Origin of the sequence: Pseudarthrobacter sp. AL07 (genome assembly GCF_029960665.1) — a bacterium.
Taxonomy (GTDB): Bacteria; Actinomycetota; Actinomycetes; order Actinomycetales; family Micrococcaceae; genus Arthrobacter.
The window spans coordinates 1-16180 of sequence record NZ_JASBRB010000025.1; the positions used below are offsets into that span (position 1 = coordinate 1).

The window sequence follows — 16180 nt, forward strand, 5'->3', positions numbered from 1 at the left end:
ACGGGCACATCCCTACGCGCCAGCCGCCTTCAGCGCACCTCCATTTTCGGATTAGAGCGACGCCACGGAGCCGCTGAAGTGCCGGCGGCCCGAACGGGGATTCCACGCCACGAAGTCGGACCGCTGCCAGCCTTCGCCGGGCGTCTGCCCCGTGGTGATTTCCAACGCAACACGGGCCGGCAGGAACACCGGCGACTCGAAAGTGACATCCCACGTGAACGTTTCACCCTTGGCTGGCCCGACATCCGCAAGGGCCCTCGAGGCAAGGTACATCCCGTGCGCGATGGAGCGGCGCATGCCCAGGGCCTTGGCAGAAAGAACGCTCAGGTGGATCGGGTTGAAGTCACCGGAAACGGCGGCATACGCCCTTCCCGTGTCGACCCCCAAATGCCAAATCGCGGTGGGGTCCGGAGGCGTGAAATCGGCCTGGCGGTTGTGGGGCGTCGGCTTATCGATGCCGGGGAGGAACACACCCTTGGCCAGGTAGGAGGAGCGCCCGGTCCACTTGATGTCCGGCGTATCCGCGCCACGGATCTCGGACACAACGTCAAGTTGCGTGCCGGCCCGGTGGCCCCGGAGGTTCTCAACCCTGGCCTGGATGTCCAGGGATTCCGTGAAGAGCACCGGCGATCTCTGCTCCACATGGTTGCTGAGATGGACCATGCCCAGGAGCGGCAGCGGGAAATCGTCGCGGTTCATCACACTCATGGCCAGCGGAAATGCCAGTGCGTGGAGGTATCCGGCCGGGAGTGTGTCCCTGGCAGACAGCCCGATGAGGTGCTGGTACGCGGTGAGGTTGCCGACGTCGGCCCTTACCCCGCGCACTTCGTGGCTAGTAGCCGGAAGGTTTGATCCGTTGTTCGTGCCCAAGACGCGCCGCCGCGCCGCCTGCGCGGCGGCATTGACGTACAGCTTGGACAGGGAAGGCATCTCCCCGAGGATGACCGGCCCGACTGTACTCATGCCCCCACCAGGTTCTGTCCGCAGACGCGCAGCACGTCGCCGTTAATGCCCCCCGCGGCGTCGCTCGCCAGGAAGGCAATGGCCTCCGCGACGTCGGACGGTTGGCCACCTTGCTGCAGCGAGTTGAGCCGCCGTCCCACTTCGCGGACGGCAAACGGGATCCGTGCTGTCATGTCTGTTTCGATGAATCCGGGCGCCACCGCGTTGATGGACCCGCCGTTCGCCGCCAGAAGGGGCGCAGAAGCGCGCACCATACCCATCACGCCGCCCTTGGACGCCGCGTAGTTGGTCTGGCCGCGGTTGCCCGCGATGCCGCTGGTGGATGCCACCGAGACAATCCGTGGTGAATTACGGAAGTGTTCAGAAGCAAGGAGCGCTTCGTTGATCCTGAGCTGGGCGGCGATGTTGATGTTTAGGACGGAGGTCCAGCGGCCGTGGTCCATATTGGCGAGCAGCTTGTCCCGGGTAATTCCTGCGTTGTGGATGACGATGTCCAGACGGCCGTGACGCCGCACAGCGTGGTCGATGATCCGCTGGCCGGCTTCTGCGCTGCTGATATCCAGCTGAAGCGCCGTGCCGCGGACTTCGTTGGCAACGGCAGCCAAATGGTCCCCGGCTGCCGGGATGTCTACGAGGACCAGGGTGGCCCCGTCCCGGTGGAGAGTCCGGGCAATAGCCGCACCGATGCCGCGGGCGGCGCCGGTGACCACAGCAACCTTGCCGGCGAGCGGCTTCTCGAAATCCGGGGGCAGGTTGCCCTGCTCGGTTGCGACAGTCAGGAACTGGCCGTCCACAAATGCCGACCGGCCGGAGAGGAAGAACCGCAGTGCGGCAAGGGTGCTGGGGCTGGTGCTCTGCACTCTCTCGGACAGGACGATGCCGTTCGCTGTTGCGCCGGCCCGGAGTTCCTTGGCCAAGGACCGCAGGAAGCCATCCACGCCTTGCCGGGCAGCCGACTGTGCCGGGGATGCAGTTTCAGCGGCAGGCCGGGAGATGGTGATGACGCGGGCGCTGGCGCCGAGATCACGCAGCGAGGACGCCGCTGACAGCACAGGCTTTTCAAGGTCCTCGGGCCGGTTCAGCTCATCCAGGACCAGAATGATCGCGCCAAGTTTTTCGCGGGGCACCGCGTGGCGCCGGACGTCCAGGTCCCAGGAAAGCAGCGTGGCGGCCAGTTGGTCGGCTCCGGCCGTGCTGCCCTGGACCAGGATGGGGCCGGTGACCAGGGACTGGCCCGGCTTGTAGCGGCGCAGCAGCGCAGGCTGGGGCAGGCCCAGCCGCTTGGCGATGTTCCTGCCCACACCCTGGTTGACCAGGGTGGTGTATTTGTCCGACATCCGGTGCCCCTAGAGTGCTTCGAGAATTGCGACGACGCCCTGGCCGCCGGCGGCGCAGATGGAAATGAGACCGCGTGCCGGCCTTCCGTCGACAGTGCCCTTGGCCTGCAGCATCTTGGCCAGCGACGCGACGATGCGTCCGCCGGTGGCTGCGAACGGATGGCCCGCGGCCAGGGAGGAACCGTTGACGTTCAGCTTGCTGCGGTCGATGCTGCCGAAGGCACCCTCAAGTCCCAGCCGGGTGCGGCCGAACTCATCATCTTCCCAGGCGGCCAGGGTGCTCAGGACAGTCCCGGCGAAGGCTTCGTGGATCTCAAAGAAGTCGAAGTCATCCAGCGTCAGTCCGTTGCGGGCCAGCAGCCTGGGGACCGCAAACGCGGGGGCCATAAGCAGTCCGTCCTTGCCGTGGACGAAGTCCACGGCAGCAGCTTCACCGTCCACGACGGTCGCGAGCTTCGGCAGGTCATGTGCATCAGCCCAGTCTTCGGATGCGAGCAGGACCGTGGAGGCCCCATCGGTCAGCGGTGTGGAGTTTCCGGCCGTCATGGTGGCCTCGGTGCCGAGACTCTTCCCGAAGACGGGCTTGAGGGTAGCCAGCTTCTCCAGTGTGGTGTCCGCCCTCAGGTTGGAGTCCTTGGCCAGGCCGCGGTATGGCGTTAGGAGGTCATCGAAGAATCCTGCGTCATACGCGGCGGAAAGGTTGCGGTGGCTGTTGAAAGCCAGCTCATCCTGCGCCTCCCGCGAAATGTTCCACTGCGCGGTGGTCAGCGCCTGGTGCTCGCCCATGGACAGGCCGGTGCGTGGCTCCCCCGTACTCGGAGCATCGGGGGCCAGGTCCTTGGGCCGCAGCCGGCTGAGCACCTGCAGGCGCTGCGGAAGGGTCTTGGCGCGGTTGAGGTCCAGGAGTATCTCGCGAAGGCCCTCACTGACAGCAATGGGGGCATCCGACGCCGAGTCGACACCACCGGCGATGGCGGAATCGATCTGGCCCAGTTTGATCTTGTTGGCCAGGCCTAGAACCGTTTCGAGGCCGGTGGCGCACGCCTGCTGCAGGTCGTAGGCGGGGGTTTCCGCCGACAACGCCGAACCCAGGACTGCCTCGCGTGTGAGGTTGAAGTCGCGGGAGTGCTTGAGTACGGCCCCCGCCGCAACCTCGCCGATCCGCTCATCCTGGAGGCCAAACCGGGCGATAAGACCGTCAAGTGCTGCTGTGAGCATGTCCTGGTTGGACGACTTCGTGTAGGCCCCTCCGGACCGGGCAAACGGGATCCGGTTTCCACCCACAATCATGGCCCGGCGGACCGGCCGCGCCGCGCCGGACGTCGTGTGGCTGGCGAATTCGTGGGGTCCGGTGCCGGACTGTCCATTGACGGACATGGGTGACTCCTCTGATCTACGACGGTTACCGATACCCAGCGTACCTGATACGCTGAGTATCGTGAACAACCTCCACTCAGAAGCCCAGACGCCGGCTGCCGGCGGAAATGCCGACGGCCGCTCGGCCCGCTGGCAGACCCACCGGGAGGAGCGACGCCGGGAGCTCATCAAGTCCGCACGGCGGGCTGTCCACGCGCTTGGCAGCGACGCCTCCATGGAGGAAATTGCAGCGGCGGCCGGAACCTCGAAGTCAGTCTTCTACCGCTATTTCGGTGACAAAGCCGGTCTGCAGCACGCCGTCGGGGAAGTTGTCCTGAGTCAGATGCAACGCAAGATCCTCGAAGCGGCCCGGGGTGCCCAGACGCCACGGGAAGGGCTGCTTGCCATGATCTCGGCGTACCTCCAAATGGCTGAAACCAGCCCCAACGTCTACAGCTTCGTCACCCGCTCTACGCCGGTGGACGCGGACGGCCCACAGGGGTCGCCGGCCATTTCGGGAGCCCTGGGCCACTTCTTCGATTCCATCGCCGAGATGATTGCCGCACCGATGCGGACCCACCTCGGCGACGGGAAGGAAGCGGTGATCGGCTACTGGCCCACAGCGGCTATCGGGCTGGTCCGCAATGCCGGCGAGCAATGGCTGAGCACACCTGATTCGGCGGCGAAGCCGGACCAGGAAGCCATGGCCCGCCAAATCACGGCCTGGCTATGCGTGGGAATCGCGCCCGAGCTTAGCCTTGCCAGTACGCCATGATCGGGCCCCAAGAACCTCACACCCTGCTGTCAGAACCAACGAAGGACATTGACATGACCGAAGTAGTGGACCGCCGTACCGACCCGGACGCTGACGTAACCAATACAGCCGTGACCAACGCTGCGGCGGAGGGCCCGGCCGCCGGCCACGGTACGGCAGGGCAGCCCGCCGTTGACGTTGCCGCCCTCGGCGAGCAACTCCTGGGCAAATGGGCGGACTCTCGTCGCCAATCCCGCGCGCTGGCCAGTGACCCTGCATTGCACAAAATTGAAGGACTGACGCACACCGAACACCGGACGCGAGCCTTCGGCCAGTTGAAGTACCTCGTGGACAACAGCGCCGTGCACCGGGCCTTCCCGTCGGCACTGGGCGGTTCCGATGACCACGGCGGCAACATCGCGGCGTTCGAGGAACTGGTCACCGCCGACCCGTCCCTGCAGATTAAGGCTGGTGTCCAGTGGGGCCTCTTCGGCTCGGCCGTGATGCACCTGGGCACGCAGCAGCACCACACAAACTGGCTGCCAGGCATCATGAGCCTGGAGATCCCCGGCTGCTTCGCCATGACGGAGACCGGCCACGGTTCCGATGTTGCCAGCATCGCCACCACCGCAACCTACGACGTCAAAACCCAGGAATTTGTGGTCCACACACCGTTCCGCGCTGCGTGGAAGGACTACATCGGCAATGCAGCCATCGACGGCCTCGCCGCTGTTGTGTTCGCCCAGTTGGTGACCAAGGGCGTTAATCATGGCGTGCATGCCTTCTACGTTGACCTCCGGGACCCCCAGACCAAGGACTTCCTGCCCGGGATAGGTGGGGAGGACGACGGCGTCAAGGGGGGCCTCAACGGGATCGACAACGGCCGGCTGCATTTCGACAACGTCCGCATCCCCCTTACGAACCTCATGAACCGGTACGGCGATGTGGCACCGGACGGAACCTACACGTCATCCATTGCCAGCCCCGGCCGCCGCTTTTTCACCATGCTGGGAACCCTCGTCCAGGGCCGAGTGTCCCTCGACGGCGCCGCTGTGGCGGCGTCGAAAGTCGCACTGACAGCAGCCATCCGCTACGCCACCGAACGCCGCCAGTTCAACGCCTCGTCCCACACCGACGAAGAGGTACTGCTGGACTACCAGCGCCACCAGCGTCGCCTGTTTACCCGGCTGGCCACCACGTATGCCGCGGGCTTCGCGCATGAGCAACTCCTCCAGAAGTTCGACGACGTTTTCTCCGGCGCCCACGACACCGATGAGGACCGACAGGACCTGGAGACCCTGGCCGCAGCCCTGAAGCCGCTGAGCACCTGGCACGCCCTGGATACCCTGCAGGAATGCCGTGAGGCGTGCGGCGGGGCAGGCTTCCTGATTGAAAACCGCTTCGCCTCCCTTCGCGCGGACCTGGACGTCTATGTCACGTTTGAAGGCGACAATACCGTTCTGCTGCAGCTTGTGGCCAAGCGCCTGCTGTCCGACTACGCCAAGGAGTTCAGGAATGTCGATTTCGGCGTGCTGGCGCGCTACGTGGTTTCCCAGGCAACGGGCGTCGCGATCCACCGCACCGGCCTGCGGCAGGTGGCGCAGTTTGTCGCCGATACCGGATCCGTCCAAAAGGCTGCTATCGCGCTCAGGGACGAGGAAGGCCAGCGCGCCCTCCTGACGGACCGCGTCCAGACCATGGTGGCCGACGTCGGGGCCGCCCTGAAGGGCGCCAACAGGCTGCCCGTCGAAAAGGGGGCGGCCCTCTTCAATCAGCACCAGAACGAACTGATCGACGCCGCCCAGGCCCATGCCGAGCTCCTGCAATGGGAGGCGTTCACGGAGGCGCTGGACGATGTCACGGACCCCGGCACCAGGCGGGTCCTGACTTGGCTGCGTGACCTATTTGGCCTGTCGTTGATCGAAAAGAACCTGTCCTGGTACCTCATGAACGGCCGGCTATCCATGCAACGGGCACGCACCGTTGGTGATTACATCAACCGGCTCCTGGTCAAGATCAGACCGCACGCACTGGACCTTGTGGACGCCTTCGGGTACGGCGACGAGCACGTGCGCGCCGCCATCGCCACGGGTGCCGAGAAGGCCCGGCAGGACGAGGCCCGCGCGTACGTCAGGGCACAGCGGGCCAGCGGCGACGCACCCGTCGACGAAAAGGTGCTGCTGGCGCGTACCTCTGCCGGCGGCCGCACCCAGCGGAACTGACTGCCTGCTCCGCGTTACACGCCTGGGTCGACGCACGACGGCGCCGCTCCTCTCGGCGGGGAGCGGCGCCGTCGTGCGCTGTTTGGATGCTGTTGTTACTGCTGTCCGTCAGGAAGCACTGAGCGGTAGACCTCAAGGGTGGTCTCTGTGATGGAGTCCCAGGAGAAGTGCTCCTCCGCGCGGCGGCGGCCGGCCAGGCCCATGGCACGTGCCCGTTCGGGATCGGACACCACCTCGGTCAGAGCGGCGGCAAATTCCGTCACGAACTTCTCCGGATCAAGCGGTGTGCCGGTACCGTCGGTGACCTGCTCTAGGTCCACCAACAGGCCCGTCTCGCCATGCTGGACCACCTCGGGAATACCGCCCGTAGCGCTGGCCACCACGGCAGCACCGCAGGCCATCGCCTCGAGGTTGACGATGCCCAGCGGTTCATAGATGGACGGGCAGGCGAACGCTGTGGCGTGGCTGAGGACCTGGATGAGTTCGTTGCGCGGCAGCATCCGTTCGATCAGCACGACGCCGGTCCGCTGGCTCTGCAGCTCCTCGATCAGGCGGGCGGTGTCTGCTGCGAGCTCGGGGGTATCCGCCGCCCCGAGGCACAGCACAAGTTGTACGTTGGCCGGCAGCTTCGCGGCGGCACGCAGGAGGTACGGCACGCCCTTCTGGCGCGTGTTGCGTCCGACAAACACCACGCTCGGCTTGTCCGGGTCGATGCCCAGGGCGCGGACGGCGTCCTGGTTTTCGTCGCGCTGCCACAGTTCGACGTCGATGCCGTTGTGGACCACCCTGACCTTGGCGGGGTCGACGTCGGGGTAGCTGCGAAGGATGTCCTGGCGCATGCCTTCCGAGACGGCGATGATCGCTGCTGCGGCCTCGTAGGCAGTTTTCTCGACCCAGGAGGACAAGGCGTAGCCGCCGCCAAGCTGTTCGGCCTTCCACGGCCTCAGGGGCTCCAGGCTGTGGGCGCTCAGTACGTGCGGGATGCCGTGGAGCAGGGAGGCCAGGTGGCCGGCCATGTTCGCATACCAGGTGTGCGAGTGGACCAGATCGGCACCTGCCACGTCCGGCACGATCCGCAGGTCCACCCCGAGCGTCTGGACGGCGGCGTTGGCCGAGCCCAGGTCTTCGGGCACGGAATAGGAGGTCACCCCGGCACCGTGGTAGTCGGCGTCGCGGGGAGCCCCGAAAGCACGAACCTGCAGGTCAACGTGCTTACTCAGCACCCTGCTCAGTTCGGCAACGTGAACTCCGGCGCCTCCATAGATCTCGGGCGGGAACTCTTTAGTCACAATGTCTATTCGCACGCTACCCAAGGTAGTCGTTCCGCAGTATCTGTTCTAGTGTGAAGGAGTCCGGGCATGCCGGACTGTTTGGGGAGTTACGAAGGCGTACAGGAGCGACCACCATGCCGTTGAACAAAAAAGTCCTGGCCATTGTCCTCGCAGGCGGCGAGGGAAATCGACTGATGCCACTGACGGCAGACCGCGCAAAACCTGCAGTGCCTTTTGCCGGCAGTTACCGCCTGATTGACTTTGCGCTGTCCAACCTGGTGAATTCGCGCTACCTGCAGATCGTGGTTCTGACACAGTACAAGTCACACAGCCTTGATCGCCACATTTCCGAGACCTGGCGGATGTCGACGCAGTTGGGCAACTACGTGGCGTCCGTGCCGGCGCAGCAGCGGGTCGGCAAGAGCTGGTTCCTGGGCAGCGCCAACGCCATCTACCAGTCCCTGAACCTGATCTATGACGCCAACCCCGACATCGTCGTCGTCGTTGGCGCCGACCACGTCTACCGCATGGACTTTGCCCAGATGGTGGAACAGCATGTGCTGAGCGGGGCCAAGGCCACTGTGGCCGCCGTGCGCCAACCGTTGAACATGGCAAACCAGTTCGGCGTGATTGAGGTGGACCAGGAGGACCAGCAAAAGATCGCCGCATTCGTGGAGAAACCCGCCACAACTCCCGGATTGGCCGCCGATCCGACCCAGTTCCTGGCGTCCATGGGCAACTACGTCTTTGACGCCGATGCTTTGGTGGATGCCCTCCACGTCGATGCCGAACGGCTCGATACCAAGCACGACATGGGCGGGGACATCATCCCCTACTTCGTCAGCCAGGGAGAGGCTGGAGTGTACGACTTCACGCTCAACGACATCCCCGGTTCCACCGAACGCGACCGGACGTACTGGCGTGACGTGGGCACCATCGATTCGTTCTACGACGCGCACATGGATCTCATCTCCCCGTTGCCGGTGTTCAACCTCTACAACTCTGAATGGCCCATCTACACGCGGCAAAGCATCTCCCCGCCCGCCAAGTTTGTCCGCGGCGAGAATGACACCGTGGGCACCGCCCTGGACTCCATTGTTTCCAGCGGTGTGGTCATCTCCGGCGGCGTGGTGGAGGGTTCCGTCCTCTCCAATGACGTCTTTGTGGGTAACGGCAGCAGAGTCATCGACTCGGTCCTGATGGACAAGGTGAACATCGGCGAAGGTGCCGTCGTCAACCGGGCCATCCTGGACAAATACGTGAAGGTACCGGCCGGCGCCGCGATCGGTCTGGATCCGGAACTGGACCGCGCCCGCGGTTTCAAGGTGACCGAGACCGGTATCACCGTACTCGCAAAGGGACAACAGGTGCCTGAGCCTGGGGAGGCGGAACGGGCGCTTGCAGCCCGGAACCTCCACCTTGTGCCTAATGCCATCCAGGCGGCAACGGCCAACTATCCCGAGATCCGCGAATCAGTGGAACAGGCCGCGGCGGTTCATGCGGAGACGGCATTGCAGGCCGCCCAAGGCGCCCACCGCGCGTAGGCCGCAACGGGCAGGCCCGGCAGGACCGCTTGTCGCTGGATCCGGTCGGGCCGGATCTTCGTGAGGCTGTAAAATCGGTACAATGAGCTCCCCAGATCTGACGCCTGAAGAAATCCAGGCCTGCCTCAAGGTTTTGAACACCATCCACGTTTACGACGAGGAACACCCTGACTATGTCACGGTGCGCCGCGCTACCGGGAAGATGTTCAAGGCCGTGAAGCGTCACCGCCGCGTGACCAAGCGGGACTTGATCTCTGTAGCCGACCGGGCCGTCATTGCACAGACCGCTACGGCAGCACCGGACAGGATCGACGACGAGACCCGCGGCAACAAGCTGGAGACGTCAGCGACGGGCAAGGTGGCCGGGCGCCTGATCCGTTCCCGCCCCTGCTATATCTGCAAGACGCACTACACGCAGGTGGACGCTTTTTATCATCAGCTCTGCCCGGAATGCGCCGCCTTCAGCCACAGCAAGCGGGATGCCCGCACCGATCTGACAGGCCGGCGTGCGCTGCTCACCGGCGGGCGCGCCAAAATCGGGATGTACATCGCCCTGCGCCTGCTCCGGGACGGCGCCCACACCACCATCACCACCCGGTTCCCCAAAGACGCCGCGCGGCGCTTCGCGGCCATGGAAGACAGTGGCGACTGGCTGCACCGGCTCCGGATTGTGGGCATCGACCTGCGCGACCCGTCACAGGTGATGGCCCTGACGGATTCGCTCAACGCCGCGGGCCCCCTGGACATCATCATCAACAACGCCGCCCAGACCGTGCGCCGGTCCGGCAACGCCTACAAGCCCCTGGTGGACGCCGAGGACGAGCCGTTACCCGCCGCGCTGGAGCCCGCCAACGGCGGACCGGAACTGGTGACGTTCGGCCACGCCCACGACAAACACCCCCTCGCCCTGGCGAGCAGTGTCACCGATCACCCGGTGCTGGCCGGTGACGCCATCACCTCACTGGCGCTCTCCACCGGCTCGGCCTCGCTGGAGCGGATTGCCGCCGGTACAGCGATCGACGCCGGCGGGCTCGTCCCGGACCTGGCCGGCATCAACAGCTGGACGCAGGTGGTGGACGAGGTTGACCCCCTGGAAATGCTGGAAGTGCAGCTGTGCAACGTCACGGCCCCGTTCCTGCTGGTCAGCAGGCTCCGGGATGCCATGAAACGCTCCACCGCGCACCGGAAGTACATCGTCAACGTTTCCGCCATGGAAGGCCAGTTCTCGCGGGCATACAAGGGCCCCGGGCATCCGCACACCAACATGGCCAAAGCGGCCCTGAACATGATGACCCGGACCAGCGCCCAGGAAATGCTGGACGCCGACGGGATCCTGATGACCGCGGTGGACACCGGCTGGATCACCGACGAACGTCCGCACTTCACCAAGGTCCGGCTTATGGAGGAAGGCTTCCACGCGCCCCTGGACCTGGTGGACGGCGCCGCCCGCGTCTACGATCCGATCGTGATGGGTGAAAACGGCGAGGACCAGTACGGGGTCTTCCTCAAGGACTACAAGCCCAGCCCCTGGTAGGACCGACGCTGTCCTCTCCGGGGCGTTGGGCGTAGGCTCGGCGGCATGAGCAGCGAAGCAACGTCCACCGGGTCAACGTCCAGCGAACCAGCGTCCCAGGTCCAGAACCTGGAACACCACGAATGCTGGGCCCTGTTGCGGACGGTTTCCGTAGGCAGGCTGGCCGTCCTGGTGGACGGCCAGCCTGATATCTTCCCCATCAACTACACGGTGGATGGCGGAACATTGGTCTTCCGCACCGGCGCAGGAACCAAGCAGGCCGCCGCCTCGGGAGGTGCCGCTGTGGCGTTGGAGGCCGACGGCGTGGATGCCGTCAGTGGCCTGGCCTGGAGCGTGGTGGTCAAGGGACCGGCAAAGGCCATCACAGGAACCGAGGGCATCCTGGATTCCGCAGCCCTGTATCTTTTCCCATGGCAGGCCGGGAAGAAGGACACGTTTGTCCGGGTGAGCCCGGGCACTGTGTCCGGGCGCCGGTTCAAGGTCACCGCGCCCATGACGTGGTGGACCCAGCTCAGCGGAGCGGCCAAGGCAGCTCCCGAGTAGCGCCGGGCAAACCCGGCCACGCCGAGTGGAAGCCCCCGCCTAAGCTGCCTAAGCCAGCCGGGTGATTTCCACGCTCACGCTGAGCGCGGAGCCTCCACCGCCGGACAGGATGCCCTTCAGCGGCGGTACGTCCCGGTAGTCACGTCCCCTGGCAACAGTGACATGGTAGTCGCCTGCCGGCTTGTGGTTGGTGGGATCCCAGCTGCGCCACTCGCCGTCCCAGAACTCCAGCCACGCATGTGACTGGCCTGCGACAGTCTCGCCGATGGCCGCCGTCGACCTCGGGTGCAGGTAGCCGGAGACGTACCGGGCGGGAATGCCGCAGCTGCGCAGCGCGCCGATGGCGAGGTGCGCGAGGTCCTGGCAGACGCCCTGCCGTTGTCCCCAGGCCTCCTCTGCGTTTGTGGTAACCGCAGTGGAACCGGACATGTATGTCATCTCGCCGCGCATCCATTCGAAGATGGCCATGGCTGCCTCGTGCGGGTTCTTGCCCTCCACGACACCTGGAATGACGCCCAGTACCTCGTCACCGGGACCGCTCAGCTGGGATTGCGGCAGCCAGTCACTGAACGTATTCAACGACTCCTTCGATGCCAGGACGTCCCAGCCGGCGATGTCGGAATCGGCCGGGATTTTTTCCGTCCGGTGCACTTCGACAGTGATGTTGGAAACGACCTCCAGGTGGTCGTGCGGCATCTGCATGTCGAAAGCGGTGACCCTCGTGCCCCAGTAGTCCCGGTAGTTGCCCACGGCCGCCTGCGTCGGCGAGACCTTGAGCACGGACTCAAGGACCACCTGCTGGGGGTCGGTCAGCGGGGTCATGCGGGCTTCGTTGTAGGAGAGCGTGACGCGCTTGTTGTACTTGTAGGCCGTGGTGTGGATGATGCTCAGCCGGGTCATGAAACTTCTCCCACCCAGGCGAGCTCGTCTGCCTGATTGAAGTATTTACGGGAAATGGCGTCCGAGGCCTGCGAGACGGCCTTCTGCACGCGTTCCATATGCTCGGGCAGTTCGGACATCAGATCGTCCGTCCGGTGGAACTCGAGGAACGTACGGGCCTGGCCCACGATCCGACGGGCATCGTTGATGAAGCCCACCCGCTGCGCCGAAGGGTCCAGCTTGGCGAGGCACTCATCAGCGTCGCGCAGGGCGTAGACGATGGACCGCGGGAACAGCCGGTCAAGCAGGAGGAACTCGGCTGCATGCTGGTCCCCGAACGCGGCCCGGCGCGTCCGCAGGAACGACTCATAGGCCCCCGCGCACCGCAGCATGTTGACCCAGGACATACCCGCAGAAAGCACATCCCGGGTGGAAAGCATCCGCGCCGTCATGTCCGCGCGCTCCAGGGACCGGCCCAACACCAGGAACAGCCAGCTTTCGTCATGGCTCACCGTGGTGTCGGCCAGGCCGCTGACCATGGCCGTCCGTTCCAGCGTCCAGTTGCAGAAGCGGTACGTCCCCACGACGTCCTTACGGTGCTGGCTCAGCCCGTAGTAAGTGGTGTTGAGGCTTTCCCACAGGCCCGAGGACACGGTCTCCCGGGCACGGCGGGCATTCTCGCGTGCGGCTCCCAGCGACCCGGCGATGGAGGTTGCGCTGGTTTTGTCATACGCCAGGGCATGGAGAAGTTCGGGCAGGCCGAAGTCTTCGCTCTGCGGCCGGGCACCCATCACTGCGAGCAGTTCCTGGGCCACCCTGCGGCGTTCGTCCATGGGGAGGTGGTTCAGGCGTTCCAAGTGCACGTCCAGGATGCGGGCGGTGCCGTCGGCCCGCTCCACATAGCGTCCGATCCAAAATAGGGACTCAGCAATACGGCTAAGCATTCGCGGTGACCTCCTGCGCGTCCGAAATCTGTGGGAATGACCCCGTTAACAATTGTGCCGGTTCGATGGCCCGGGTCACTGCTGCTGCTCCGACTGGCGGTCGCGCCAGTTGCTCTCCACTGGCCAGACGGATACCCGTTCGCGGATGGATATGGTGGGCCGCGGAACAGTTTCTACCGGCACCTGAGGTGAGTCTGCCAGCACCCAGGTGTCCTTGGAGCCGCCGCCCTGGCTCGAGTTCACTATGAGGGAGCCTTCCTTGAGCGCCACCCTGGTGAGTCCGCCGGGGAGTACCCAGACGTCGTCGCCGTCGTTGACGGCAAAGGGGCGCAGGTCCACGTGCCGCGGGCCGAACTTGTCCCCGCCCAGGGTGGGCACGGTGGAAAGCTGCAGGACCGGCTGGGCGATCCAGCCCCGCGGGTCAGCGATGACCCGTTTGCGCAGGGCCTCGAGTTCATCGTGGGAGGCGTCCGGCCCGATGACCAGGCCTTTGCCACCGGAGCCGTCCACGGGCTTCACCACGAGCTCAGCGAGGTTGTCCAGGACATACTCCCGGGATTCCTTCTCCTCGAGCCGGAACGTGTCCACGTTCGCGATGACGGGCTCCTCGCTGAGGTAGTAGCGGATGAGGTCCGGAACGTAGCTGTAGACAAGTTTGTCGTCGGCCACGCCGTTGCCCACCGCGTTGGCGATGGTCACGCCGCCGGCCCTGGCGGCGTTAACCAGTCCCGGGCAGCCGAGCATGGAATCCGAGCGGAACTGCAGGGGGTCCAGGAACTCGTCGTCGATGCGTTTGTAGATCACGTCGACCCGTTGTTCGCCGGCCGTGGTTCGCATGTAGACGCGGTTGCCGCGGCAGATGAGGTCGCGGCCTTCGACGAGTTCCACGCCCATCAGGCCGGCCAGCAGGGTGTGCTCAAAGTAGGCGCTGTTAAAGACACCGGGGGTCAGCACCACCACCGTGGGATCGTCGACGCCGGCGGGCGCCGTTTTGCGCAGGGCGGACAGCAGCCGCCGGGGGTACTCTTCGACCGGCCGGATGAGCTGCTGGCCAAACGCTTCGGGCAGGCCCTTGGCCATGGCCCGCCGGTTTTCCAGCACATAGCTAACGCCGGACGGAACGCGCACGTTGTCTTCCAGGACGCGGAAGGTGCCCGCAGCGTCGCGGACCACATCGATGCCGGAGATGTGCACACGGACCCCGCCGGCCGGCTCAAAGCCGTGCACCTGGCGGTGGAAGTGGGCGCTGGTGGTGACGAGCTGGCGCGGGATGACGCCGTCTGCCACCACGTTCATTTTGTCGTAGACGTCGTTCAGAAAGGCTTCCAGGGCCCGGACACGCTGCGCCACGCCCATTTCCAGCACGGTCCACTCATCGGCGGGGATAACGCGGGGGACGATGTCGAGCGGAAACGGCCGCTCCTCCCCCGCGAAGTCAAACGTCACGCCGCGGTCCAGGAACGTCCGTGCCATGGAGTCCGCCCGGGCGCTGACGTCGGCCAGGGAGAGCTTGCTCAGGGCATCGGCCACCTGGCCGTATGACTCGCGTGCTTCCTGGCCGGGGGTGAACATCTCGTCGTAGGCGCCCGTGCGCCCGGTGGCCTCGGAGTAATCCTGGAATAGGTCTGACATGTCCTTTAGCCAACCATCTTTTTGTTTCGAAATCATTACTGCCATCCATTGTGGCGTGTTGCCGAGGGGCAACGGCGGTTCGTTGAATCCGTGTCCTATCGGGCAAGGTTAGTGAGTGCCAGAGACAAGTAATGCCGGGAGCATCGGAGACAGCGGCAACAGCCACAGCGGACCGCGCGCCAGGCTCCGTGAACTGAAGATACGTTCCGGCAGGCTCCTGCCCGGACTCCTGACAGCCACCCCCGCGCTTGCCGTTGCCTTCGCCGTACATGCCATGGTCCCGGCACTGCCGGCCATGACCATCGCGGTTGCGTTGGGCCTGCTCGCCGCCAACCTGCCCGGCACGGCAACGTGGATCGCCGGCCGGGCCAGGCCGGGCCTCGACTTCGCGGGCAAGCACCTTATGCGCGGAGGCATCGTCCTGCTGGGCCTCAAAGTGAGCATCATGGACATCCTGGGCCTGGGCTGGCTGACCATGGTCCTCATCACTGGCGTGGTGTTTCTGAGCTTCGGCGGCACGTACCTGCTGGTGCGGCTGTTCCGGCTGCCGCGTGAGACCGCCCTGCTGGTGGCCACCGGCTTTTCGATCTGCGGGGCGTCCGCCATCGGAGCCATGGCGGCTGTGCGCCGGATCCGGCATGCGGATACCGTTTTGCCGGTGGCGTTGGTGACCTTGTGCGGCACCCTGGCGATCGGCATCCTGCCGCTGCTGATGCATCCCCTGCACTTGAGCCCCCTCGCTTTCGGCGCCTGGACGGGTGCGTCGGTGCACGACGTCGGCCAGGTGGTGGCTACGGCGCAGACTGCCGGCACCGCGGCACTTGGCATCGCCGTCGTCGTTAAGCTCACCCGCGTGCTGCTGCTGGCACCGGTTGTTGCCGTGGCGGGCCTGCACCACCGCAGGAGCACATCGGGCAAACACGCGCTGCCGCCGCTGGTGCCCCTGTTCGTGGTGGGTTTCGTGGCCATGGTTGCGATCCGGTCCACGGGCTGGCTCTCCGACGGCTTGCTCGACGCCGGCGCCGGACTGCAGGACATTCTCCTGGGAGCGGCCCTGTTCGGGCTCGGGTCTGCCGTGCGGATCCGCACACTGCTGCACACCGGAGCGAAGGCACTGCTCGCAGCGCTGGCGGCTTGGCTGCTGATCGCGTTGCTGGGCCTCGCGGCGGCACTGCTGATGACCGCCTAGGCCGCGGCGGGA

At 65.4% G+C, this 16180-nt stretch carries 13 protein-coding genes; 6 read left to right on the forward strand and 7 right to left on the reverse strand.

What is annotated here, in order from left to right; translation table 11 throughout:
- Positions 1 to 51: 51 nt before the first annotated feature.
- Genes QK290_RS15225 through QK290_RS15235 form a run of 3 tightly spaced genes read right to left on the reverse strand, consistent with a single transcriptional unit; the run spans position 52 to position 3677 of the window.
- On the reverse strand, positions 52 to 963 hold the full coding sequence (locus tag QK290_RS15225; RefSeq protein WP_282331473.1) for a MaoC/PaaZ C-terminal domain-containing protein: 912 nt from the start codon (positions 961 to 963) through the stop codon (positions 52 to 54).
- Positions 960 to 2300 carry a 3-oxoacyl-ACP reductase gene (locus QK290_RS15230; RefSeq protein WP_282331474.1) on the reverse strand — a complete coding sequence of 447 codons (1341 nt, stop codon included), beginning with the start codon at positions 2298 to 2300 and terminating at the stop codon, positions 960 to 962. Before QK290_RS15230 ends, QK290_RS15225 begins: the two co-directional genes overlap by 4 nt.
- Before the next feature lie 9 nt (positions 2301 to 2309).
- The gene (locus QK290_RS15235; protein WP_282331475.1) at positions 2310 to 3677 is read right to left on the reverse strand and encodes an acetyl-CoA C-acetyltransferase; all 1368 of its coding nucleotides are present in this window, start codon (positions 3675 to 3677) and stop codon (positions 2310 to 2312) included.
- On the opposite strand from QK290_RS15235, the gene QK290_RS15240 reads away from it, so the two are divergent.
- Both QK290_RS15240 and QK290_RS15245 read left to right on the forward strand, forming a co-directional pair.
- Entirely contained in the window at positions 3676 to 4431 is a 756-nt protein-coding gene (locus QK290_RS15240) for a TetR/AcrR family transcriptional regulator (RefSeq protein ID WP_282331476.1), read from the forward strand. The two genes, QK290_RS15235 and QK290_RS15240, sit on opposite strands and share 2 nt — an antisense overlap.
- 53 nt (positions 4432 to 4484) lie before the next feature.
- Complete coding sequence (locus QK290_RS15245; RefSeq protein WP_282331477.1) at positions 4485 to 6632, forward strand: acyl-CoA dehydrogenase; 2148 nt, start codon at positions 4485 to 4487, stop codon at positions 6630 to 6632.
- A gap of 95 nt (positions 6633 to 6727) precedes the next feature.
- Here the strand turns inward: QK290_RS15245 and glgA are convergent, their stop codons facing one another.
- Positions 6728 to 7936, reverse strand: a complete 1209-nt coding sequence (glgA, locus tag QK290_RS15250) for a glycogen synthase (RefSeq protein ID WP_282331478.1) — start codon at positions 7934 to 7936, stop codon at positions 6728 to 6730.
- Between the two features lie 101 nt (positions 7937 to 8037).
- Here glgA and glgC point away from each other — a divergent pair, with 101 nt between their 5' ends.
- From glgC to QK290_RS15265, 3 genes are all read left to right on the forward strand, one after another.
- Positions 8038 to 9447 (forward strand): glucose-1-phosphate adenylyltransferase, encoded by a 1410-nt coding sequence (gene glgC, locus QK290_RS15255; RefSeq protein ID WP_282331479.1) that lies wholly within the window; start codon positions 8038 to 8040, stop codon positions 9445 to 9447.
- A gap of 82 nt (positions 9448 to 9529) precedes the next feature.
- Positions 9530 to 10981 carry an SDR family NAD(P)-dependent oxidoreductase gene (locus QK290_RS15260; RefSeq protein ID WP_282331480.1) on the forward strand — a complete coding sequence of 484 codons (1452 nt, stop codon included), beginning with the start codon at positions 9530 to 9532 and terminating at the stop codon, positions 10979 to 10981.
- Between the two features lie 45 nt (positions 10982 to 11026).
- Entirely contained in the window at positions 11027 to 11524 is a 498-nt protein-coding gene (locus tag QK290_RS15265) for a pyridoxamine 5'-phosphate oxidase family protein (RefSeq protein ID WP_282331481.1), read from the forward strand.
- A gap of 48 nt (positions 11525 to 11572) precedes the next feature.
- Here the strand turns inward: QK290_RS15265 and QK290_RS15270 are convergent, their stop codons facing one another.
- From QK290_RS15270 to QK290_RS15280, 3 genes are all read right to left on the reverse strand, one after another.
- Positions 11573 to 12424, reverse strand: a complete 852-nt coding sequence (locus tag QK290_RS15270) for a transglutaminase family protein (RefSeq protein WP_282331482.1) — start codon at positions 12422 to 12424, stop codon at positions 11573 to 11575.
- The gene (locus QK290_RS15275; RefSeq protein WP_056339904.1) at positions 12421 to 13347 is read right to left on the reverse strand and encodes an alpha-E domain-containing protein; all 927 of its coding nucleotides are present in this window, start codon (positions 13345 to 13347) and stop codon (positions 12421 to 12423) included. Before QK290_RS15275 ends, QK290_RS15270 begins: the two co-directional genes overlap by 4 nt.
- Before the next feature lie 75 nt (positions 13348 to 13422).
- A complete protein-coding gene (locus QK290_RS15280; RefSeq protein WP_282331483.1) occupies positions 13423 to 14979 on the reverse strand; it encodes a circularly permuted type 2 ATP-grasp protein in 1557 nt (518 codons plus the stop codon).
- Positions 14980 to 15178: 199 nt separating this feature from the next.
- Between QK290_RS15280 and QK290_RS15285 the strand changes: the two genes are divergently transcribed.
- Positions 15179 to 16168 carry a putative sulfate exporter family transporter gene (locus QK290_RS15285; RefSeq protein WP_282331512.1) on the forward strand — a complete coding sequence of 330 codons (990 nt, stop codon included), beginning with the start codon at positions 15179 to 15181 and terminating at the stop codon, positions 16166 to 16168.
- Positions 16169 to 16180: the final 12 nt, after the last annotated feature.

What these genes read in the sequence shown, in the direction of transcription:
- QK290_RS15225 (WP_282331473.1), bottom strand. Translation starts at nt 963, where the DNA reads ATGAGTACAGTCGGGCCGGTCATCCTCGGGGAGATGCCTTCCCTGTCC.
- QK290_RS15230 (WP_282331474.1), bottom strand. Translation starts at nt 2,300, where the DNA reads ATGTCGGACAAATACACCACCCTGGTCAACCAGGGTGTGGGCAGGAAC.
- QK290_RS15240 (WP_282331476.1), top strand. Translation starts at nt 3,676, where the DNA reads ATGGGTGACTCCTCTGATCTACGACGGTTACCGATACCCAGCGTACCT.
- QK290_RS15235 (WP_282331475.1), bottom strand. Translation starts at nt 3,677, where the DNA reads ATGTCCGTCAATGGACAGTCCGGCACCGGACCCCACGAATTCGCCAGC.
- QK290_RS15245 (WP_282331477.1), top strand. Translation starts at nt 4,485, where the DNA reads ATGACCGAAGTAGTGGACCGCCGTACCGACCCGGACGCTGACGTAACC.
- glgC (WP_282331479.1), top strand. Translation starts at nt 8,038, where the DNA reads ATGCCGTTGAACAAAAAAGTCCTGGCCATTGTCCTCGCAGGCGGCGAG.
- QK290_RS15260 (WP_282331480.1), top strand. Translation starts at nt 9,530, where the DNA reads ATGAGCTCCCCAGATCTGACGCCTGAAGAAATCCAGGCCTGCCTCAAG.
- QK290_RS15265 (WP_282331481.1), top strand. Translation starts at nt 11,027, where the DNA reads ATGAGCAGCGAAGCAACGTCCACCGGGTCAACGTCCAGCGAACCAGCG.
- QK290_RS15270 (WP_282331482.1), bottom strand. Translation starts at nt 12,424, where the DNA reads ATGACCCGGCTGAGCATCATCCACACCACGGCCTACAAGTACAACAAG.
- QK290_RS15275 (WP_056339904.1), bottom strand. Translation starts at nt 13,347, where the DNA reads ATGCTTAGCCGTATTGCTGAGTCCCTATTTTGGATCGGACGCTATGTG.
- QK290_RS15280 (WP_282331483.1), bottom strand. Translation starts at nt 14,979, where the DNA reads ATGTCAGACCTATTCCAGGATTACTCCGAGGCCACCGGGCGCACGGGC.